The sequence below is a fragment of the Alistipes sp. HGB5 genome (assembly GCF_000183485.2).
Lineage (GTDB): Bacteria > Bacteroidota > Bacteroidia > Bacteroidales > Rikenellaceae > Alistipes > Alistipes finegoldii.
Genome location: NZ_AENZ01000008.1, coordinates 1 through 21,530, shown reverse-complemented (window position 1 = coordinate 21,530; position 21,530 = coordinate 1). Strand labels below are relative to the sequence as shown.

Genomic DNA, 21,530 nt, shown 5'->3' with positions numbered 1-21,530 from the left:
TTCAAACCGGTCTCTTTTCTTATTCCGCCACTTTTTTATTCCATAATTGCCTGAAAGATTATTTTTCAACTAAATTTGTCCGGATTTAATACAGTTTCATAACACCGACATGCGTCAGATGCTCCTGAAAGCCCTTGCGTCAGGGCTTATTATGTCCTTGTTTCCATTCGCCGCGATATCGGCGCCCGCCGGGCCGTCACACGCCGACAGCCTGCTCAGGCTTTTATCCAAGACACACGATGCCGTCGGCCGGGAACGGATATACGTCCAGCTGGCCGACCTGAGCGGAGACAGTCTCGAACTCGCAGCGCCCTATTGGGACGCGGCGCTCGCCGAAGCGCGGAAATCCGGAGACCTCTACGGCTGCAAGGACGCGCTGGACTTTCTGGTACGCAAATTCGCAGGCCGGGACTCGCAGCGGGCCGAGAAATACATCGCCCTTGCGGACAGCATTCTTCCGGGACCGCGCCACGCCCTGTTCCGCTCGTCGCTCTACGCCTACTACATCTGGAAGCTGATGAACGACAACAATGCGGTCGAAACCGTAAAACACGAACTCGACAGACTCAAGACCAAAATCCACAACGAACTCTCGCCCGAAGAGCGCATCGAATGGGAATTCCTGACGGGACTCTCCCTAGACTTCTCGTCGCTGGCGACCGAAGCCTACGACAACATCGGCAAGGCGATCCCCTATGTGGAGCAGGCATTGAAAAAACTCGAAGCTTATCCGTTGGAAGAGCGTCTCCACATGGAGCGGATCTGCCGCGACGAGCTTTCCGAACTCTACATGCTCAGCAAAGACAAACGCGCCGAAAAGCAGATCCAGCAATGTATCGACCTGCACCGCGCATGGCTGGCGATGGACGACCGCTTCGAACGCCCCTACCGCGACACGACGGGCTACACGATGCGCGCCTACTCGAAGATGCTCTATCTGCGCGAGCTTATCTCCAAAGAGAAGGCGACCCAATATTACGGGAAGTGCATGGAGCTGGCCCGCGCCAGAGGCGATCTGGCCGAGATTTACAGCACCAGCGCCCGCTATTACCAGTACATGGAGGAATACGAGCGGGCCGTGGCCTATATCGACTCGGCCGTAACCGTCTACAAGCGCAACGGCACAAAAGCGGATTTCGCCTCCATATACGCAGTGCAGTCGTGGCTTTACGAGCATCTGGGCGACTACAAAAACGCCCTCGAAGCGCTGCGCGAATCCAATACGATCCGCCACAACGACCGCGTGGAAGAGGCGCAGAACAGCCTCGCCGAGATGCAGACCCTGTTCGAAGTGGGACAGCTGGAACTTGAAAAATCCCGGCTGGCCAACCGCATGAAATTCATCGCCCTGCTTGCCGGCGGGGTGCTGCTGCTGCTGCTCGTCGGCTGGAGCGTCTACCAATACGTCATGGTCCGACGGCTGAAACAGATCAGGCGGCAGCTCACCGACGCCAACCAAGAGATAACCCGCCAGAGCCGCCGCGCCACGGAGAGCGAAAAGATGAAAACGGCCTTCATCAACTCCATGTGCCACGAAATCCGCACGCCGCTCAACGCTATCAACGGATTTTCGGAACTGCTGCTCGATGACACCCTCGACGCCCATACGCGGCGCGAATTCCGCGAACAGATATGGACCAACACGACCGCGCTGACCACCCTGCTGGAAAACATGCTCGAACTGTCGAGTCTTGTCTGCTCCGAAGCGCCGCTGCCGCAGACCGACACCGATATCGGCCTGCTATGCGCCGAACGGCTGGAATACCAGAAGCGGCAGTCGAACAACCCGCAGGTGGAGTATATCTTCAAGGGGGGGGGTGAAGGTTCCTGCATCATTCCGACCAACGTCTTCTACATGACCCGCGTGATCGACAACCTGCTGCAGAACGCCGCCAAATTCACCGCCGCAGGCTCCGTCACGCTCTCCTGCAAGAAGGATGACAGCAAACGCAGACTACGCATCCGCGTGGCCGACACCGGCATCGGCATCGACCCCGACAAGCGGGAGTGGGTATTCGAACGCTTCGCCAAAGTGGACCCCTTCAAACCGGGTTCGGGCATCGGGCTCTATCTCTGCCGCCTGATCGTCACGCGGCTCGGAGGCGAAATCCGCGTCTGCCCCGAATACCGCGCAGGCTGCTGCATCGATATCGTCCTCCCCTGCTGAAGCTGAAAATCCGCCCCTTCCGGGCGGATTTTTCGTATCGGACGGAGCTGCGGATTGCAATCCGGAGTTAATTAGCTATCTTTGCATCCTAAATCCGGAACGCAATGTACAGTTTCTCGACTTATAAAGATCAATACAAGTCCAATCTGAAACTGGCCCTGCCCGTCGTACTGACGCAGCTGGGCCAGATTCTCACGCAGGTAGCCGACAACCTGATGGTCGGCCGCTACGGCGGCGACGACCCCGTGCCGCTGGCCGCCGTATCGTTCGGCGGCTCGGTATTCTTCATCCTCTTCATCGCCGCCATCGGCATCGCGCTGGGCATGACGCCCCTCGTGGGCGAGCTTTACGCGCAGGGCGACCGGGAGAAGTCGGCGGGGCTGCTGCAGAACGGCATCCTGTTCTACACGCTGCTGGGATTCGCAATGGCGGTCGTCCAATACTCCGTCATCCCGCTCATGTACCGCCTCGGCCAGCCCGTAGACGTGGTCGATGCGGCCATCCCCTATTACCGCATGCTGGTCTTCAGCATGCCGTTCGTGATGCTTTTCTTCGCCTTCAAGCAGTTCCTCGAAGGCGTGGGCAACACCAAGGTCGAGATGGTCGTGACGATCGTCGCCAATCTGGCCAACATAGGCTTCAACTGGGTCTTCATCTACGGACGCTTCTCGCTTCCCGAAATGGGCGCCGAGGGCGCGGGTCTGGGCACGCTGCTGTCACGCATCATCGCCCCGATCCTGATGGTCGGCTACTTTTACAGCCGGGAGCGCTACCGCGGCTACCTCGACGGATTCTCGCCCCGCAACTACTCGTGGGCCACGGTGAAAAAACTGCTGCACATGGGACTTCCGATCTCGATGCAGATGTTTCTCGAAGCTTCGGCGTTCGTCGGTACCGGCATCATGATGGGCTGGTTCAACAAGGAGACCATGAGCGCCAACCAGATCGCCGTCACCATCGGCAACTGCGCCTTCATGATCGTCATGTCGATCGGCGCCGCCACCACCATCCGCGTGTCGCACTGCTACGGCGCCCGCAACATCGGCGAGCTGTCGCTGGCGGCCAAGGCGTCGTATCATCTGGTGCTGGCGTGGAACGCCTTCGCGGCGCTGGTCTTCATCACCATGCGCAACGTCATTCCGACCTTCTTCACCACCAATGCCGAAGTGATCGCCATCGCCTCGCAGCTGATGGTCTTCGCCGCGCTGTACCAGCTTTCGGACGGCATTCAGAACGTCTCGGTAGGCATCCTGCGCGGCATTCAGGACGTGAAGATCATCATGCCGATCGCCTTCGTCTCCTACTGGCTGCTCAACCTGCCCGTGGGCTACCTGTTCGGCTTCACGCTCGGCATGGGGCCGTCGGGACTTTTCCTCGGTTTCTCGTTCGGGCTGTCGGCCGCCGCCGTGATGATGATCCTCCGCATACGACGCAGCATACGACGCTTGTACCTCAGCAGCAATTAAAAATTAAAAAATTCAGAATTTTTGCGTATCTTTACGCAAATTATACCCTCCATGGATACCGAAAAACAACATACGAAAGCATTCAAACCCGAAATAGGCCGCGGCTGCTCCTTCTGCAACTGCGGTTCGGAATGCGAAGCCAAACTCTGCGACGGATGTTTCAAACTCCACGAGACCGCATGGCTCGAAGAGTACCCAGAAAACCTTCCGACCGACATCGTCGAAGTGCGTTTCAAGAACACCCGCCGCGCATTCTACCAGAATGTCAACAACCTGCCGCTCAAGCGGGGCGACATCGTGGCGGTCGAAGCTTCGCCCGGCCACGACATCGGCATCGTTTCGCTCACGGGCGATCTGGTGGCGCGCCAGATGCGCCGCACGGGATTCAACCCCTTCAACGGCGAATTCAAGAAGATATACCGCAAAGCCAAGCCCTACGACATCGAGAAGTGGCAGGAAGCCATCGAACTGGAACACGAGACGATGATCGCGTCGCGCCAGATCGCGGCCGACATGGGACTCAACATGAAGATCGGCGACGTGGAGTATCAGGGCGACAAGATCAAGGCCATTTTCTACTATATCGCCGACGAACGCGTGGACTTCCGCGAACTGATCAAGGTCTTCGCCGAACGGTTCCACATACGTATCGAGATGAAGCAGATCGGCGCGCGGCAGGAGGCGGGACGCATCGGTGGACTGGGTGCCTGCGGACGCGAGTTGTGCTGCGCATCGTGGATGTCGAGTTTTTCGAGCGTCACGACCGGCGCCGCCCGCGTACAGGAAATTTCGCTCAATCCCCAGAAACTCGCCGGACAGTGCTCGAAGCTCAAGTGCTGCATGATGTACGAGTACGACACCTACGTCGACGCCCGCAAGGAGTTCCCGCGTCTGCGCGAACCGCTGCAGGCCATGGACGGCGAATACTATCTGGTCAAGAACGACATTCTGGCCGGCACGATGACCTTCTCGTCGAGCAAGGATGCGATGGTCAACGTCACCACGCTCTCCATCGCGCGCGTCAAGGAGATCGTCTCGCAGAACCGCGCCGGCAAGAAGGTAGACCGGCTGCAAGCCGCCGAGGACATAGCCCCGGCGGCCGAAGAGCCAACCTACCGTTCGGAGGAGGACAGCATCACCCGTTTCGATCAGGCCAAGCGCCGCAGCAAGCGGAGCCGCGGCAAAGGGGGCCGGCAGAACGGACAGGATTCGCAGGAAGCAGGACAACAGGCTGCAGGCCGGCAGGAACAGCCCGATCAGCAGGGCCGGCAGCAGGAACGCCGCCCGCGGCGCAACGACCGTCCCCGCAATGGCGAAGGCCGCAGCAGTGAGGGGCGCAACAACGAAGGCCGCAACGGAAATCCGGAACGCCGCAACAACGGCGAACGCCGTGACGGAGAGAACCGCGAAAACCGCAACGCCAACAACGGAGGCCGCAGAGGCAACTCCGGCAGCGAAAACCGGACCGGCGAAAACGGCGACACCCGCAACGGCAACAACAACGAAGCCCGCAACGGCAATACGAACAACGGCAACGGCGCCGAACGCCGCGAAGGCAACAGCCGCGGCCGGAACAACAACCGCAACCGCCGCCGTCCGAACAACGACCGTCCGCGCGGCGAAGGCAGCGAAAACGGCAATAACAGCGGCAACGGAAACAACGGCGGCAACGGCGCAAACGAATAACGGTGCAACGGACGGCAGGTGACATAACGGCACGCTGCGGAGCCGTATCCCCATATGGGGCAGACCGGATTAGACCGGACCGCACTGCCGATCCATGCAGGCAAGAGACCGGCAGGCAAGATCGCACGGACGCCGATCCCTACGGAACATTCCCCGGCGCAGACGGCCGCGCGCCCATCCCGATCGAGGGGCGGAAATGCTCCGCAGCGGATATTGCGGCCGTAAAATTCGCCGGAGCGGCAATGCGCCCGCGGGGTTCCGTAGCCGCAAAAATGCTCCGTACGGCAGCCAGCCTGTCCGGTCCGGGAGCGATACGCCCGATGCGCGCGGCTTGCCGCACGGCGCTCGCCGCCGCGGCACTTCTCGCCGCAGGCTGCATGTCCCCCCACGGAGCCATTGCGACCGACGTCAATTCGGCGTCGTGGAGCGATCCCGCCCCGCTCACCCTCGCCAACGCCGATACGACGACGCTCCGCGACGTCAACCTTTTCCTGCGCTGCAACGACCGGTTCGCGGAGGATTCGCTGACCGTCCACATCCGGGTGCGCACGCCGGACTCGCTCCAACACGAAGAACCGTTCGTGATGGTCATTCCCCCGGCACATACTCCGGCCGCGATCTCGCGCGAAGCCGACATCCCCTACCGCCGCCGCGTACGGTTCGACCGTACGGGCGACTACCACTTGACAATCACCCCCTGCCGCCCCGTCGAAGGCATCGAAGCGGTAGGCATCCATATCGTAAAAAGCCAATAGAGACAATGGGCAAAGATAAACTCCGCAGGTTCCGCGAGAACCTGACTTTCGACTGTTTCGTACAACCCGAATTCGACGAGGTATTCCACTGCGACCATCCCCTCAAGGGGCGCTGGCGCAGCGACTTTTTCCGCAACGACAACCCCATCGTGCTGGAGCTGGGCTGCGGCAAGGGCGAATACACCGTGGCGCTGGCCGAACACGACCCGTCGCGCAACTATATCGGCATCGACATCAAAGGCGCCCGCATGTGGCGCGGCGCAAAGAGCGTCACGGAGCGGAAAATCGCCAATGCGGGCTTTCTGCGCACGCGCGTGGAGTTCATCAACGGCCTGTTCGCCGAAAACGAGGTGGACGAAATCTGGATCACCTTTCCCGATCCGCAGCTCAAAAGCCGCCGGGCCAAGAAGCGTCTCACCTCGCCGCTGTTCCTCGAATATTACGCCCGGCTGTTGAAACCCGCAGGGTGGATCAATCTCAAGACCGACTCGAAACACCTGTTCGCCTATACCAACGAGGTCGTTCGCCGCTACACCCTTCCCTGCGTGGTTTCGAATCCCGACATCTACGGTTCGGGGTATGCCGACGAGGTGCTTTCGGTCAAAACGGCCTACGAGAAACGTTTTCTCGAAATGGGTCTTCCGATCACCTATACCCGCTTTTCGCTGGCCGGACGGCAGGAATTCCCGTGGTTCGACTGGGAAGAGGACGAAAAGGAGGAAAAGGACAACGAGCAGGAGCGCCGGATACACTGACCCCGCTTCCAGCCTGACGGCCCGCCTATCCTTTATACAGCCGCTCTTTTCTTAATTAAATATAGGTAAGAAACTTTTTCGGCTCAATCTACTAATTTTTTAGATATAAAACTTGCATATCTAAAAAATTAGTAGTAAACTTGCATAGGAACTGAAAAAGCGCTTTTTACCATGGAGAAAAAATCAACGGAACTCACACGCGGCGAAGAGGAGATCATGCAGATACTCTGGCGTCTGGGGGACGCGGTGGTCAATGAGATCATCGCCCAGACCGAGGAGCCGCGGCCCAAGTACACCACCGTCGCCACCTTCCTCAAGATTCTGGAAAACAAAGGTTTCGTGGGACACACCCCCGAAGGCAAAAGCCACCGCTACTACCCGCTCGTCGACCGCGAGCAGTACGCGCGCGGCGTCATGTCGTCGGTACTGACCTCCTATTTCGACGGCTCGCTGGCCCGGATGGTGTCGTTCTTCTCGCGAAACGAAGACATTTCGGTCAAGGAGATGGACGAGATTCTCGAAATCATGCGGAACGCAAAAAAATAACATACCCCGCCACACGCCCCGTCAAGTTCGTCAATATGAAACCAGCCATCGTCTACATGCTCGAAGTGCTCGTCTGCAGCGGAGTCCTGCTGGCGGCCTACGCCATCCTGCTCGAACGCCGGGTCAGATTCCGCTGGTGCCGGCTCTACCTGCTTCTGACGACCTTCACCGCGGCTCTGATTCCGCTGCTGCGGATTCCCGTATGGCCGGGGCGCGTCGTCGCAGCCGCACCCGCCATCCCGCCCGACCTCCCCGTCTGGACGGGCGAAGTGCTTCCCGACGAGAGCGGAGGTTTCGCCGTAACGCCCGAAAGTCTTTGTCTGGGGCTTTATCTGCTGGGAGCGGTCCTGATCGCCGGCGTCATGGCATGGCAGGTCGTCCGCATCCATAGGCTGCGGCGCGGCGCCGAAATTTCCCGGACCGGCGACTATACGCTCGTCCGCACGCGGCAGGAAATCGCTTCGTTCTCCTTCCTGCGCACCATTTACGTCTGGGACCAAACGTCTGCCGGGGAGCTGGCCGCCATTCTGGCCCACGAGTCGAGCCACATCGCCCACCGCCACTCCATCGAACGCATCCTGATGGAGCTGATGAAGGCCCTTCTGTGGTGGAACCCCTTCGCATGGATCGCCGCACGGCGGCTGACCGAAGCCGAAGAGTTCGAGGCCGACAACGACGTGTTGAACAGCGGTTACAACCGCGCCGAATATATGCAAACCATCTTCAGGCAGCTTTTCGGTTATAGTCCGGAAATAGCCAACGGGCTGCGCAACTCCCTCACTAAAAAACGCTTTAAAATGATGACCATGCAGACAAAAAGCAGGCACGGCCTGCTGCGGCTGGCGGGTACGCTGCCCGCCGTGATAGGATTGTTGTGCGCATTCGGCTTCACCTCGCGCGCAGCTGTGATCGTCGCCCCGGCGACCGCCCCCGCAACCGGAACGACCGAAGAGCCGACCGGCATACGAACCGCGGCCGACGCGATGCAGAAGCAGGACAAGACCTGCACGGCGACGCTATCGGTAGTGGATAAAAAAGACAAACGCCCCATCGAAGGAGCGCTCGTACAGGCGGCCGGCACCCCAAAAGGCACCGTCACCGGCAAAGACGGCCGGGCCGTGATAACGGTCCCCGAAGGCAGCGAACTCAAAATCAGCCATATCGGCTACGAGCCTCGGACCATCGGCGTAAAAGACGAAAACCCGGTCGTCGTATCCCTGATACGAAACCCCAAAGCAGGCTTTACCCCCACCGACGACCTGCCCGACGCGCCGCAGAAGCAACAGCAGAAGCAACAGCAGGAGCAGGTGACCGTCAGCGTCGCCACCTACAAGGACAACGCCCCGCTCGCCGGTGCGCTGGTCAAGGTCAGCGGTTCGCAGATAGGTGCGGTCACCAACGACGAAGGCTTGGCCGCATTACAGGTACCGGCCAATTCGGCTCTTGAAATCAGCCACATAGGATGCAAACCGCATATCGCACAAGTCGGCGACAAGGCGCGTCAGATGTTCATGTTCGACATGCAGGCCGAAACGGCCGGAAAATCCGAAACGGAGGGCACGACCGTAACAACGACCGTAACGGACAAACCGCTCTATATCGTCAACGGAATCGAAACGAAGGAGATCGGCAAACTCGATCCCGACCGGATCGAGAGCATGAGTGTCCTCAAGGACAAAGCCGCCACCGCACTCTACGGCGAAAAGGCCCGCAACGGCGTGATAGTCATCACGCTCAAAGGAGCGGATATGGGACCTGCTACGTCCGAAAGCAACGGCAAGAGGGATGACGCCGAACAAACCGCGGCAAACGCCATCGCAATTAAAAACGGCACCCCCGAAAAGGAAGAGGCGTTCCTTGTGACCGAAACGATGCCTCTCTTCCCGACCGAAGATCCCGCCGCCCCGTACGGCGACCTCGGCAACTTCCGGGCATGGGTGCAGAAAAACGTAAAGTACCCGGCCGAAGCTTTCGAAAAGGGGATCGGAGGACGTGTCGTGCTGTCGTTCGTCGTCGAGAAGGACGGCTCGGTAAGCGACATCGAAAAACTCCAAGCGCCCGACGCGTCGCTTTGGGAGGAGGCCCGCCGCGTCATCGCCTCTTCGCCCAAATGGAAACCCGGCGAACAGCGCGGGCAGATCGTGCGCGTGAAATATACGCTTCCCGTGGACTTCCGGCTTACGAAAGCGTCCGACACACCGGCCCCGGAATCCGGAAAGTAGTTTTTCAACCGGCTACGACCAAGCAGACCGCGCGGCGCCATAACCCGGATTCCCCAAACCGACCGGCCCGGATTCCCCGAATCAACCGGCTCCACGAATCGGCCGCCCGGCCTGCTTTCCCCAAGCCAAGCTCCCGCGGACCGGCATCCGCTCCTGATTTTCAAGCCCCCCCGCCGGCAGTCCTCAGAGACTGCCCCGGCTTTCCCAAGCCACAGAACCGACCATAAGCGGAAACGGCGTCCACCCTGAGTTCAGTGGACGCCGTTTTTATCGGCCTGCCGGACCGCCGAATAGCGATACCTGCGAGACCGCCCCGGCCGCTCCGGACTTTTCAGCCCTATCTCCGAAAGGCTCTGCGACTCCGCCGCTCCGGATTACTCCCTGCAACAGCGAACGTTATAGCCGTATGCCGCATCGGATTTCGAAGAAGACTGCGGCTGGAGCAGTTTGCCCGTACTGAGCTTTTTCGAAATATAGAAACAGGAGATCGTGTTTCCCGAACGATAGTTGGACCAGTAATGCCCCGTACGGGTCGTAGCGAGACCGGCGAGATTGCCCTTGTCGCGGTTACGGTAACCCGATGTCGGGTACCAGTCCCTCAGATCGCCGAAAATGTAGGTCATGCCGTACTTCTCCCCATCCCATTCCGAGGTTCCGTCCACATAGCGGTCCTGATCGTCCGCAAAATCGTCCCACGTATCGCGGTCCGGCACCTTATACCCCACGGGGCACGGATCGTAGCAGGTTTTCGCGGTATTCCACAAATCGGCGCGGGGCTTGGCCAGCCAGTCGTAAACTCCGGTCGCACCCTTGTTCGAAAGGAACGAAAGCGGATGCGCCGCGGCGTATTCCAGTGTCGAAACGGCCGCCCCGCTCTCCTGCTTCCACGCATGCGTATCGGCGAAGGCCGGATTGACGACCGAATTTTCCGCCGCCTGCGCAAAAGCAGTCGCCGAGGTTTCGGGGGCCGTACCCCCGCAGAACGGGTCCTTGCGGCCCCACTGGTAATAGAGTCCGTAAGCCTCGGCCGATCCGGGCGTCGTGCCGACGGCTCCCAGCGAACGGTCCAGCAATACGCGGCCGTTGGCATAGGTCACCATCCGAGGTTCCGGCGTGAACCAGAGATGCCAGCTCCACACGATCTCCCCCGCGGCATCCGCAAGCGCGATGACGGCATTGCCCTTCGCGGCGCCTGCCGCCGTAAAGAAGATGCGGCCTTTTCCGGCATCGAGCGAAACGGCCGAAATTTCCTGTTCCAGCCCTTTCGTCACCCAAAGCCAGTCGGCTTTCATGCCGTCGGCAAGCGCGATCGCGGCATCGTCTCCGCTGCCGTTGCCGCGCACCGTAGCGTCGAACATATAATCGCCGGCCTCGCTGACGATATAACAGTTGGCGGTTCCGTCCCGGCTCAGGTCGATGGCCGTCACCGGCGCCTGCACGGCCGTCAATGTCGGCGTAGTCGCACTCCACGGCTTGCCGTTGCGGTCGGTGACGGTCAGCGTCACGGCCGTTTCCGACGGAGTTGCGGACGCCGTAACATCGAGCGCGCCTGCGTAGGCATCCCCCTCGCGCCCGGCGGAGACGACAACCGTCCAGCCGGAGAGGGCCTCATCAGGCTCGGCGGCGAAAGTCAGCCCCTCCAGATCGTCGCCCGTCACCGTGAAGGCGAGCCGCTTCTGCTCCCCGACCGTAAATTCGACGGGATTCTCCCCGGCGAACGAGATTTTCAGTTCGACCGGTTTTTGTTCCGGTTCGTTGTCGTTACAGCCCGATGCAAACAGGGCCAGCAAACATCCTAAGATCAGTTTTTTCATCTTTTATCCGTTTTTGGTTGAACACTGTTCCGTTCCGGCGGACCGCAAAGATGAAAAGGCACACTCCGACGCACACGCAACAAAGCGCGCGCAGTCCGGCATCCGAGGTTGTTTTCGACACACTCAATACGTTCGGTTGAAAATGACCCAAGACCTGCTCCATTCACCGTAGAAGCGAAATCCGTATAATCGCGACGGCAGGTCTTCTGACTCGCCCTTCTCTCCGGCGCCTTCCCGGTCCGCGGAGGACCAGTGGCCAAGAATGCCGGAAAATACTTTCAATCAAGAAAGCCGGGCACACAGCAACGGGAATTGTTACCGATTCTCACGGTATTCCCTTTTAATTCCCGGCGACCGCAAAGGGACCGGGAAACCGTAGCGAAAGCAAAGGTAGCACAATCCCTCAAATAAACAAAAAAAACGCAGCCGGAATTCGGGTTGCGGCACAAATCCCCTCCGTACCGTCAGCCGCCGGGTCCGAGCGGCGCCATGATCCGCCGGACCTGTCCGGTGTTGTCCATCACGCCGCAGCGGAGTCCGGCACGCGGTTGTCGGCCGGCGGGTCCGAATCAGGGCCGCGCCCTGCGCACGGTCGAATGCCTTCGGTACGTAACCGCCCCCGATCACCGGCATCGAGACCTGCGTCAGCCCCAAGCCGTCGCCGATCATATAAATCAGCGTCACGGCCCCTTTCGGCGGTTTTTCCGCATCCGCGCACGCGCAGTCAGCAGGCAAAGCGCAAAAAACAAAACCCCTTTCCTTATATCGGCAGCGAAAACAACTGGAATTTGCCGACTTTTTACTACATTTACACCACTTTAACACACCTTGCAACATGGATGTAAAGATCGCCCCCGACTGGAAAGAGCTGCTCGCTCCCGAATTCGAAAAACCCTACTTCGCCGACCTCACGCAGTTCGTACGGCAGGAATACGCCACGCGGCGCATCTATCCGCGCGGCAGCAACATCTTCCGCGCCTTCGACAAATGCCCGTTCGACAAGCTGAAAGTGGTCATCATCGGTCAGGACCCCTACCACGGTCCCGGACAGGCCAACGGGCTCTGCTTCTCGGTAGGCGACGGCGTGCCGTTCCCGCCCTCGCTGCAGAATATCTTCAAGGAGGTCGCCGACGACACCGGGACGCCCCCTCCCGCGACGGGCAACCTCGACCGCTGGGCCGAGCAGGGCGTACTGCTGCTGAACGCCGTGCTGACCGTCCGCGCACACGAAGCGGCGTCGCATGCGGGCCGCGGCTGGGAAACCTTCACCGACGCCGTGGTACGCGCGATCTCCGAACGCAAACAGGGCGTCGTATACATGCTTTGGGGCAGTTACGCCCAGAAAAAGGGAGCTATCGCAGACCCGCAGCGGAATTTCATCCTCAAGTCCGTACACCCGTCGCCGCTCTCGGTCTACCGCGGATTTTTCGGCTGCCGCCACTTCTCGCGCGCCAACGAATATCTCCGCAGCATCGGCAAGGAGCCGATCGTATGGTGAACCGTCGCCTGCCGGTCCGGTCTTGCCGGTCGTCGTATCGGTCGGAAGTTTCCGCCACCGCAGGCGGCGCGGGGACTTCGGCATGCGCCAATCCGGGATCGTCTGACTACGCCCTGCCCCGGAAGGAGCCGCAAAACGGTTATCCGCCCAAACAATACAGCAATAAAACCACACGCAGCGCATAAGTCCGCTCCGGAAACATGAAAACACAAACAGCCACCAATTCGTTTCGGGCATGGATGCTCGCGGCGCGGCCCAAGACGCTGACGGGAGCCGCCGTACCGGTGATGCTGGGCTGCGCTTTAGCCGCTTCGGACGGAGATTTTCACCTGCAGCCCGCCGTGCTGTGCCTGCTGTTCGCCTTCCTGATGCAGATAGACGCCAACCTCATCAACGACCTCTGGGATTACCTCAAAGGCTCCGACGGCAAAGACCGGCTGGGCCCCGAACGGGCCTGCGCACAGGGCTGGATCACACCCCGCGCCATGCGTCGCGGAATCGCCCTGACGACCGCGGCCGCCTGCATCACGGGCTGCGGACTGCTCTTTTACGGCGGCTGGTGGCTGATCGCCGTCGGCGCGCTGTGCGTCGTGTTCGCATTCCTCTACACGGCGGGACCCTATCCGCTGGCCTACCACGGGTGGGGCGACCTGCTGGTGCTGGTCTTCTTCGGATTCGTCCCCGTCGGCTGTACCAGTTACGTTCTCAGCGGCAGCTGGACATGGCAGACGGGCGTCATTTCGGCGGCCTGCGGACTGGCGATCGACACCCTGCTGATGGTCAACAACTACCGCGACCGCGAGCAGGACGCCCGCAGCGGCAAACGCACGCTCGTCGTCCGGCTGGGCGCACGGGCCGGCAGCGGGCTTTATCTGGCACTGGGATTCGCAGCCGCAACGCTCTGCCTCCCGCTGCTCTGCGACGGCCGCATAGGAGCGGCAGCGCTTCCCCTGCTCTACCTCGCACCGCACACGGCGACATGGCGGCGCATGGTGCGGATCGGCCGCGGCCGGGAGCTGAACGCCATTCTGGGCGCCACGTCGCGCAACATCCTGCTCTTCGGAATACTGCTCTCGATCGGGCTGCTGCTGTAAAGACGGTCCCGAAGCGCACACAGCGCAACCCGCGGCCCCGAAGCGCCCCCCACACACACCACGCACCAATAGCATCGCCGCACCGAAACGCATACGGCAGGCCAGCCGCTCACAACAGCACTAAACAAAAAAAGCCGTCATTTTTGACAGCTTTTTCACTCACACGACCCGACCGGGCCGGATATGTCGCCGGGCATCAGCCCAGATACGATTTCAGCAGTTTGCTGCGTGACGAGTGGCGCAGGCGGCGGATCGCCTTCTCCTTGATCTGGCGCACGCGCTCGCGCGTCAGGTCGAACTTCTCACCGATCTCTTCGAGGGTCATCTCCGAAGTGCCGATGCCGAAGAAGTACTTGATGATGTCGCGTTCGCGGTCCGTGAGGGTTTCCAACGCGCGGTCCACCTCGGTCGAGAGCGACTCGTTGATAAGTCCGCGGTCGGCGTTGGGCGAATCGGGATTGACCAGCACGTCCAGCAGCGAGTTGTCCTCGCCGTCGGCGAACGGGGCGTCCACCGAGACGTGGCGGCCTGCCACGCGCAGCGTGTCGGTGACCTTCTCCTTGGGAAGCTCCAGCTCCGTGGCCAGCTCTTCGGGCGACGGGGTGCGCTCGTGCTCCTGCTCGAAGCGTGCGAACGCCTTGTTGATCTTGTTGAGCGAACCCACCTGATTGAGCGGCAGACGCACGATGCGCGACTGTTCGGCCAATGCCTGCAGGATCGACTGACGGATCCACCACACGGCGTACGAGATGAACTTGAAACCGCGGGTCTCGTCGAACTTCTCGGCGGCCTTGATCAGACCGAGGTTGCCTTCGTTGATCAGGTCCGGGAGGCTGAGTCCCTGATTCTGATATTGTTTGGCGACGGAAACCACGAAACGCAGGTTGGCTTTGGTCAGCTTTTCGAGGGCTTCCTGATCTCCTTTCTTAATCCGTTGGGCGAGTTCCACCTCCTCTTCGACCGTGATAAGCTCCTCCTTGCCGATTTCCTGCAAGTATTTGTCCAGCGAAGCGCTCTCACGGTTGGTGATGGATTTTGTAATCTTTAATTGACGCATATATCTATTAACCTTCCTAAATAAAATTCAACATTACAACCCGCCCGGACCGCACTACTCCACGAGCGTGTAGCTCGCAGCGCGGCCGTTGGGATAAATACCGTCGATCGAGCGGACCTTCTCGTCCATACGCTGCATGTCCGCAACCGAATAGACCGGACGATCGTTGATATGGGTAATCACAAATCCCTGTTTGACACGGGCACGGGCCAGAATTCCGTCGGCCTTGATGCCGACCACCTGCACGCCGCCCTTGATATCGAGCTCACGGCAGAGTTTGGTGCCCGCATCGGCGAACTTACCGCCGAGAACCTCGACGACATCGACGTCCTCTTTGGTCATTAATTCCGTTTTACCTGCTTTATTACGCAAAGTAACCTCGATTTGTTTCACTGCGCCGTCTCTTTTTACCGACAATTTGACCTTATCGTTGGGTCGGCGGCGTCCGATCTGCTCGGAAAGGGTCGCATTGTCGTTGATCTTCACCCCGTCGATGTCCAGAATCACGTCGCCCTTGCGGATGCCGGCCTCCGAAGCCGAACCGCCCTCGACGACGCCGGCGACATAGGCGCCGCCCAGCTCGGTGATGCCCAGCTCCTTGCCTTCACGGTCGATAAAGTCCTGATCGACAATCGCAAAACGGATGCCGAGCAGTGCGCGCTGCACGATGCCGAACTCCTTGAGGTCCACGACCACCTTGCGCACGATCGATTCGGGAATGGCGAACGAATAACCGATATAGCTACCCGTCTGCGACTTGATGAGGGTGTTGATGCCCACCAGCTCGCCGTGCGTGTTGACCAGCGCGCCGCCCGAATTGCCGGGATTCACGGCCGCGTCGGTCTGGATAAAGGCCTCGATGCGGAAATCGTTGGGAATAACCCCCAGATTACGCGCCTTGGCGCTCACGATACCCGCCGTAATGGTCGATTGCAGGTCGAACGGCGAACCGATCGCCAGCACCCACTCGCCCAGACGCAGCGCATCGGACGATCCGAAAGTCAGCGTCGGCAGGTCCGAAGCCTCGATCTTCAGCAGCGCGAGGTCCGTGGCCGAATCCTTGCCGATCAGCTTGGCGTCGAACGAACGGCCGTCGTTGAGCTTCACGCGGAGTTTCGAAGCCCCGTCCACGACGTGGTTGTTGGTCACCACGTAACCGTCGGCCGAGATGATGACGCCCGAACCTCCGGCGCGCTGTTCGCGGAACTGCGGTCCCTCGTCATACCCCTGCGGGATGCCGAAGAACTCCAGAAAGGGATCGTACCCCCGGCGGCGCGGCATCTCGACCTGCTGCACGGCTTCGATATTGACCACGGCCTTCACCGCATTCTCGGCGGCGTACGTCAGGTCGGGGTACTGCTCGGCCTGATACGAGGTGAACTGCGTCCCCAGCGCGGGCGTGCGTTCCACCTCGCGCTCGATATATTGTACGGAGCCTTCGCGGCCCCCGGCTACTGCCCATGCCGTAAGTCCGCCCGCGGCGGCCGATACGGCGACTGCTCCTAAAATCAAAAATGCCTTTTTCATAATTCGATAACAAGTGTTTAAATTCAATTACTCGGAGGCAATTTATACCATAAGCTTCATCAGGTTTTATTACGATTCGTAGGACAAACGAAAGGGAACGCCCGGTTAGTATGCCCGCTTACACAAAAATCGGGACATCCGCGACGGACATCCCGATTTTCTGCAACCCGGACCGTTACAATCCGAACTCTTTGCGAATCAGCTCCACGGCATCGAGCTTCTCCCAGCCGAAGAACTCGATCTCGCGTTCCGTTTCGCGGCCGTTCTCCCAGACCTTCACCCGCTCCGTATAGGGACGGTTGCCGAAGTGACCGTAGGAAGCCGTGGCCTCGAAGATGGGGTTCTTCAGGCCGAAACGGCGGACAATGGCGGCGGGACGCAGGTCGAAAAGCTTGCCGATACGGCGTGCGATCTCGCCGTCGGTCATCCCCTCCAGCGCGGCGGGACGCGGCGAACGGTAGGTATCGACGTAGATCGACAGCGGCTGCGCGATGCCGATGGCGTACGACAGCTCGACCAGCACTTCGTCGGCAACGCCCGCGGCGACCAGATTCTTGGCGATATGGCGGGCGGCGTAGGCCGCCGAGCGGTCCACCTTCGAGGAGTCCTTGCCCGAAAAGGCGCCGCCGCCGTGCGCGCCGCGACCGCCGTAGGTATCGACGATGATCTTGCGGCCCGTAAGCCCGGTGTCCCCGTGAGGGCCGCCGATCACGAACTTGCCCGTAGGATTGACGTGCAGGATATAGTCGTCGCCGATCAGCCCGGCCAGCTTGTCGCCGGCGCGCTCCAGACGCGCCTTGACGCGCGGAATGAGGATCGTGCGCACGTCCTCGCGGATCGTAGCCTGCATCCGCTCCTCGGCCTCCTTCTCCGTCAGCCCGTTGCCGGGCAGGATGAACTCGTCGTGCTGGGTCGAAACCACGATGGTATGCACGCGCAACGGACGGTTGGTCTTCTCGTCGTACTCGATGGTCACCTGCGACTTGGAATCGGGACGCAGGTAGGTCATCACCTCCCCTTCGCGGCGGATGACGGCCAGCTCCTTGAGAATCACGTGCGAGAGGATCAGCGTCGCCGGCATCATCTCGCGGGTCTCGTTGCAGGCATAGCCGAACATGATGCCCTGATCGCCCGCGCCCTGCTCGTCCTCCTCGGCGCGCACAACGCCCTGATTGATGTCCGACGACTGCTCGTGGATGGCCGACAGGATGCCGCACGAGTTGCAGTCGAACTGGTATTCGCTCTTGGTATAGCCGATGCGGTCGATCACACGGCGCGCCACGCCCTGTACATCGACATACGCTTCGGAGCGCACCTCGCCCGCCACGACCACCAGTCCCGTGGTGCAAAGCGTCTCGCAGGCGACTTTCGAGTTGGCGTCACGACGCAGGAATTCGTCGAGAATGGCGTCCGAAATCTGATCTGAAACTTTATCGGGGTGTCCTTCGGACACCGATTCCGATGTAAACAAAAAGCCCATTGTTATACATTTAATTATGAGACCGCGCCTCCGGCCGGAGTGCCGGCATGCGGAAAGCCGCTCTCGGTTAATAAAAAAATAAAACGTATAAAATGGGAAAAATTGGCTGTTGGAATAAAAAATAAGCTGTTTTAGCGATTTTTTATTGTGGTTGCAATCAGTCAAATCTTTCCACATTTCCCCGCGTTACAAACGGGAGTGCAAAGATACGAAGGAATTTCGGAATATGCAAAAAACAGTTTGTTTTTGCGCCCAGCATGCACTATCTTTGGCCCGGTATTGGATGGGATGCGTCCCAGCAACCCGCAAAACCCGTTTTGCGATTGCGCCCGACTTTTACTATCTTTATACCCGTCGAATTCAACAAACCGTACATGAAACGATTCTTACTCGCCGCATGCATGCTTCTGGCCGCTGTCGGATTTTCGTCCTGCGAAAACGACGACGACGATCTCTACGACACACTCACGGGCCGCGTATGGGCCGGAGACCTCGGATTCTATCAGGACGGCTATGCGCTGGACAGCTACGTTTACTTCGGGGCCGACGGCTTCGGAAGCGACGAACTCCGTTACGCCGACAACGGACGCCTGCTCGACACGCTCAACATCCAGTGGGACGCCTACGACGACACGGTCTACATCGACTACGGCCGGGTCGATCTGCCGCGCGAACTGCGCCGGGTCCACATCCGCCGCGGCATGCTGACAGCCGATCTCTACATCGGAGGCCGCTATTACGACCGGATCACGCTCTACATGCAATAGAATAGCTTCGACACGGCGCACCTTAAATATATAACGCTCCCCGGACTCCGCCGCAGGAATCCGGGGATTTGCGTTATCGTGAAAGAATAGCGTCGCTGATTTACCTGCGCACCATTTTTAATTCTCTACGTCCCCCTCCGTCTCCCGCAGGGCGGCGCGCAGGGCGTTGATATCGCCCATCATCCGCAGGAAGATACGCACGCCGAGGGGCAGTCCGACGATCAGTCCGGCCACGAATCCGTAAAACACATAGGGCGAGGTCAGGCTTCCCACGTAAAATCCCAGCAAGATCAGCAGCGGCACACCCAGCACGATGCCCGCGCCTACGCCCCAGAGGAAGCAGGTGCGGAACCGGAGTACGGCGGCGCAGGTTTCGCGCACGGTCCCCGCTCCCGGCTCGATCCGCGCCAGCAGCACCAGCAGCGCGATCTGCCGCGCCAGCATGGCGAAGATAAAGAGCACCAGCGTCGCCTTGACGGCCGTTCCGGGGTCCGCCTCGCCCGTACGGAATATATTGGCGAAACAAAGCGGCAGCACTGCCAGCAGAAAGATTCCCAGCCGTATCGTACGCGCCAGCCGCTGCTTGGCCGAGGTGATCTTTCCGGCCGAGACCTCCGCCGTCAGCCGGTCTATTTTAGTGTCCGCACACGACAGACGTCCGTCCAGCTCGTGCCATTTGGTTTTCAGTTCGTCGAGTTCCATATTCGGGAAGTTTAATGATTTGCCTGTTCACGCAGTTTCAGCTTGATGCGGTGGAGCTTCGAAGCCACGTTGTTGCGCGTAAACCCCGTGATCGCGGCGATCTCCTCGTAAGGAAGCTCGTCGAGCCACAGCATCACGACCGCCTTTTCGAGCGCATCGAGCCGGTTTATCAGTGCATACAGATCCCGCAGCCGCTCGCCGCGTTCGGGATCTTCGTCGGCTGCGCCCAGCGAGTCGGTCAACGGCAGCCGGCCCGTATGGCGGCGGTTGCGGCGATAGTACGAAATGCAGGTGTTCAGCGCGACGCGATAGACCCACGACGAAACTTTGGCCCGGCCTTCGAATCCGTCGAATCCCCGCCACAGGTTAATCAGCACCTCCTGATAGAGATCGTCGAAGTCGTCGCTGTCCACGGCATAGAGATAACAGACTTTGCCGACGATGCGGCGGTGTTCCCGGACGAAGGTCTCGAATTCATACTGTTTGGTTCGCTGTAGGCTCATTGCTGAAACTGTTTTCCCCATTAGACGCGGCCGGAGCCGAAAAGTTGCACGGAGGATAAAATAATAATACAACGCAACTCATCCGACAAAAAAATCCCCGAAGCGACACTTCGGGGATTTTATCCATTATCGGGTATCGTTATTTTCAGAGCAGCTTCTTGACCTCTTCGGCCGGAAGAATCCGTTGCCGAAGAGTCCAAACGTCCCGACTACTTTCCGAGCAATTTCTTGACCTCTTCGGCTACGGTCTTGCCGTTGTAACCGAACTTCTCGTCGAGAACCGTATAGGGAGCCGAATAGCCGAAGTGATCCAGACCGTGGATCATACCTTTCTCGCCCACAAGACCCATCAGGTTCACAGGAAGTCCCGATGTCAGGCCGTAGCGCACGACACCCACCGGAAGCACGCTCTCCTGATACGAACGGGGCTGGTCGCGGAAAAGACCTTCGCTCGGTACGTTCACCACACGTACGGCGATACCCTCGGCGGCAAGCAGTTCGGCGCCCTCAACGAGCGTCGAGACCTCCGAGCCGGTGGCGACCATCACAACTTCGGGCTTGGCCGAGTCAAGCACCACATAACCGCCCTTGGCGACCTGTGCGGCCTCCTCGCGGCGGCTGGCGCCCAGCGCCGGAAGGCTCTTGATGTTCTGACGCGACAGCACCAGCGCAACGGGCCGCTGCTCCTCGACGGCCAGCTTCCACGCCATGACGGTTTCATCGCCGTCGGCCGGGCGCAGCACGACCATCGAACGTTCGTCGTGGTGGTTTCGGAGGTGTTCCATCAGGCGGATCTGGGCTTCATGCTCGATCGGCTGGTGCGTAGGACCGTCCTCACCAACGCGGAACGAGTCGTGCGTCCAGATATAGATCACGTGCAGGCGCATCAGCGCCGAAAGACGCACTGCCGGTTTCATGTAGTCCGAGAAGACGAAGAACGTGCCGCACGCAGGAATCACACCCCCGTGCAGCGCCATGCCGTTGGCCACGCAGGCCATCGTCAGTTCCGAGACTCCAGCCTGAAAGAATTTGCCGCTGAAGTCGCCCTTCGTGAAGGCCTTGGTCTTCTTGAGGAAGCCGTCCGTCTTGTCCGAGTTCGAAAGGTCCGCAGAAGCCACGATCATGTTCTCGATCGTCTCGGCGAAGACGCCCAGCACCGCAGCCGATGCCGCGCGCGTCGCCACGCCGGCCTTCACCTCGATCGACTTGTAGTCGATTTCGGGCAGGCGTCCCGAAAGGAACATATCCAGTTTGCGGGCTAGATCGCCGTGTTCGGCGCGCCACGTCTTCTCGACCTCGGCCTGACGCGAGGCCCATGCGCGCAACGCTTCGCGGCGCTCGGAGAACGCTTCGCGACTCTCGGAGAAAACGGCGAACGGATCGTTCGGATCCCCGCCCAAATTCTTCACCGTAGCGGCGAAGTCGGCACCGGCGGCCGTAAGCGGCTGCCCGTGGGTCGAAACCTTGTCCTCGAAGCTCTCGCCGGCGGGG

At 60.0% G+C, this 21,530-nt stretch carries 17 protein-coding genes and 1 riboswitch; of the genes, 10 read left to right on the top strand and 7 right to left on the bottom strand.

Features of this window, described 5'->3' with window-relative positions:
* Positions 1 to 109 precede the first annotated feature (109 nt).
* The 7 genes from HMPREF9720_RS01195 to HMPREF9720_RS01165 all read left to right on the top strand — a co-directional run bounded on the left by HMPREF9720_RS01195 (position 110) and on the right by HMPREF9720_RS01165 (position 9,597).
* Positions 110 to 2,167, top strand: coding sequence for an ATP-binding protein (locus HMPREF9720_RS01195; RefSeq protein ID WP_009596302.1), 2,058 nt, complete (start codon positions 110 to 112; stop codon positions 2,165 to 2,167).
* 104 nt (positions 2,168 to 2,271) lie between these two features.
* Positions 2,272 to 3,633 (top strand): MATE family efflux transporter, encoded by a 1,362-nt coding sequence (locus tag HMPREF9720_RS01190; protein WP_009596313.1) that lies wholly within the window; start codon positions 2,272 to 2,274, stop codon positions 3,631 to 3,633.
* 51 nt (positions 3,634 to 3,684) lie between these two features.
* On the top strand, positions 3,685 to 5,319 hold the full coding sequence (ricT, locus tag HMPREF9720_RS01185; protein ID WP_009596309.1) for a regulatory iron-sulfur-containing complex subunit RicT: 1,635 nt from the start codon (positions 3,685 to 3,687) through the stop codon (positions 5,317 to 5,319).
* A gap of 242 nt (positions 5,320 to 5,561) precedes the next feature.
* Positions 5,562 to 6,074 (top strand): hypothetical protein, encoded by a 513-nt coding sequence (locus tag HMPREF9720_RS01180; protein ID WP_139022433.1) that lies wholly within the window; start codon positions 5,562 to 5,564, stop codon positions 6,072 to 6,074.
* A 5-nt stretch (positions 6,075 to 6,079) separates the two neighbouring features.
* The gene (gene trmB, locus HMPREF9720_RS01175; protein WP_009596299.1) at positions 6,080 to 6,829 is read left to right on the top strand and encodes a tRNA (guanosine(46)-N7)-methyltransferase TrmB; all 750 of its coding nucleotides are present in this window, start codon (positions 6,080 to 6,082) and stop codon (positions 6,827 to 6,829) included.
* 171 nt (positions 6,830 to 7,000) lie between these two features.
* Positions 7,001 to 7,375: a BlaI/MecI/CopY family transcriptional regulator gene (locus HMPREF9720_RS01170; protein WP_009596297.1), complete on the top strand. Its 375-nt coding sequence runs from the start codon at positions 7,001 to 7,003 to the stop codon at positions 7,373 to 7,375.
* 35 nt (positions 7,376 to 7,410) lie between these two features.
* Positions 7,411 to 9,597 carry a M56 family metallopeptidase gene (locus tag HMPREF9720_RS01165; protein ID WP_009596310.1) on the top strand — a complete coding sequence of 729 codons (2,187 nt, stop codon included), beginning with the start codon at positions 7,411 to 7,413 and terminating at the stop codon, positions 9,595 to 9,597.
* A gap of 374 nt (positions 9,598 to 9,971) precedes the next feature.
* Here the strand turns inward: HMPREF9720_RS01165 and HMPREF9720_RS01160 are convergent, their stop codons facing one another.
* On the bottom strand, positions 9,972 to 11,411 hold the full coding sequence (locus tag HMPREF9720_RS01160; RefSeq protein ID WP_009596300.1) for a hypothetical protein: 1,440 nt from the start codon (positions 11,409 to 11,411) through the stop codon (positions 9,972 to 9,974).
* Between the two features lie 179 nt (positions 11,412 to 11,590).
* A riboswitch (cobalamin riboswitch) is annotated at positions 11,591 to 11,804 on the bottom strand.
* A 442-nt stretch (positions 11,805 to 12,246) separates the two neighbouring features.
* Here HMPREF9720_RS01160 and ung point away from each other — a divergent pair.
* Positions 12,247 to 12,909, top strand: coding sequence for a uracil-DNA glycosylase (gene ung, locus HMPREF9720_RS01150; RefSeq protein ID WP_009596308.1), 663 nt, complete (start codon positions 12,247 to 12,249; stop codon positions 12,907 to 12,909).
* A 200-nt stretch (positions 12,910 to 13,109) separates the two neighbouring features.
* Entirely contained in the window at positions 13,110 to 14,003 is an 894-nt protein-coding gene (gene menA, locus HMPREF9720_RS01145) for a 1,4-dihydroxy-2-naphthoate octaprenyltransferase (protein ID WP_009596312.1), read from the top strand.
* 196 nt (positions 14,004 to 14,199) lie between these two features.
* Here the strand turns inward: menA and HMPREF9720_RS01140 are convergent, their stop codons facing one another.
* From HMPREF9720_RS01140 to metK, 3 genes are all read right to left on the bottom strand, one after another.
* Entirely contained in the window at positions 14,200 to 15,060 is an 861-nt protein-coding gene (locus tag HMPREF9720_RS01140) for a sigma-70 family RNA polymerase sigma factor (RefSeq protein ID WP_009596311.1), read from the bottom strand.
* A 54-nt stretch (positions 15,061 to 15,114) separates the two neighbouring features.
* A complete protein-coding gene (locus tag HMPREF9720_RS01135) occupies positions 15,115 to 16,587 on the bottom strand; it encodes a Do family serine endopeptidase (protein ID WP_039939506.1) in 1,473 nt (490 codons plus the stop codon).
* A 175-nt stretch (positions 16,588 to 16,762) separates the two neighbouring features.
* Positions 16,763 to 18,067, bottom strand: coding sequence for a methionine adenosyltransferase (gene metK, locus HMPREF9720_RS01130; protein WP_009596301.1), 1,305 nt, complete (start codon positions 18,065 to 18,067; stop codon positions 16,763 to 16,765).
* A gap of 374 nt (positions 18,068 to 18,441) precedes the next feature.
* Here metK and HMPREF9720_RS01125 point away from each other — a divergent pair, with 374 nt between their 5' ends.
* Entirely contained in the window at positions 18,442 to 18,834 is a 393-nt protein-coding gene (locus tag HMPREF9720_RS01125; RefSeq protein WP_039939510.1) for a hypothetical protein, read from the top strand.
* A gap of 117 nt (positions 18,835 to 18,951) precedes the next feature.
* Here the strand turns inward: HMPREF9720_RS01125 and HMPREF9720_RS01120 are convergent, their stop codons facing one another.
* From HMPREF9720_RS01120 to HMPREF9720_RS01110, 3 genes are all read right to left on the bottom strand, one after another.
* Positions 18,952 to 19,536: a hypothetical protein gene (locus tag HMPREF9720_RS01120; protein WP_009596305.1), complete on the bottom strand. Its 585-nt coding sequence runs from the start codon at positions 19,534 to 19,536 to the stop codon at positions 18,952 to 18,954.
* Between the two features lie 11 nt (positions 19,537 to 19,547).
* The gene (locus tag HMPREF9720_RS01115; RefSeq protein WP_009596306.1) at positions 19,548 to 20,039 is read right to left on the bottom strand and encodes an RNA polymerase sigma factor; all 492 of its coding nucleotides are present in this window, start codon (positions 20,037 to 20,039) and stop codon (positions 19,548 to 19,550) included.
* Between the two features lie 209 nt (positions 20,040 to 20,248).
* Positions 20,249 to 21,530: transketolase-like TK C-terminal-containing protein (locus tag HMPREF9720_RS01110; RefSeq protein ID WP_009596304.1), on the bottom strand; the 1,282-nt coding region annotated here is incomplete at its 5' end.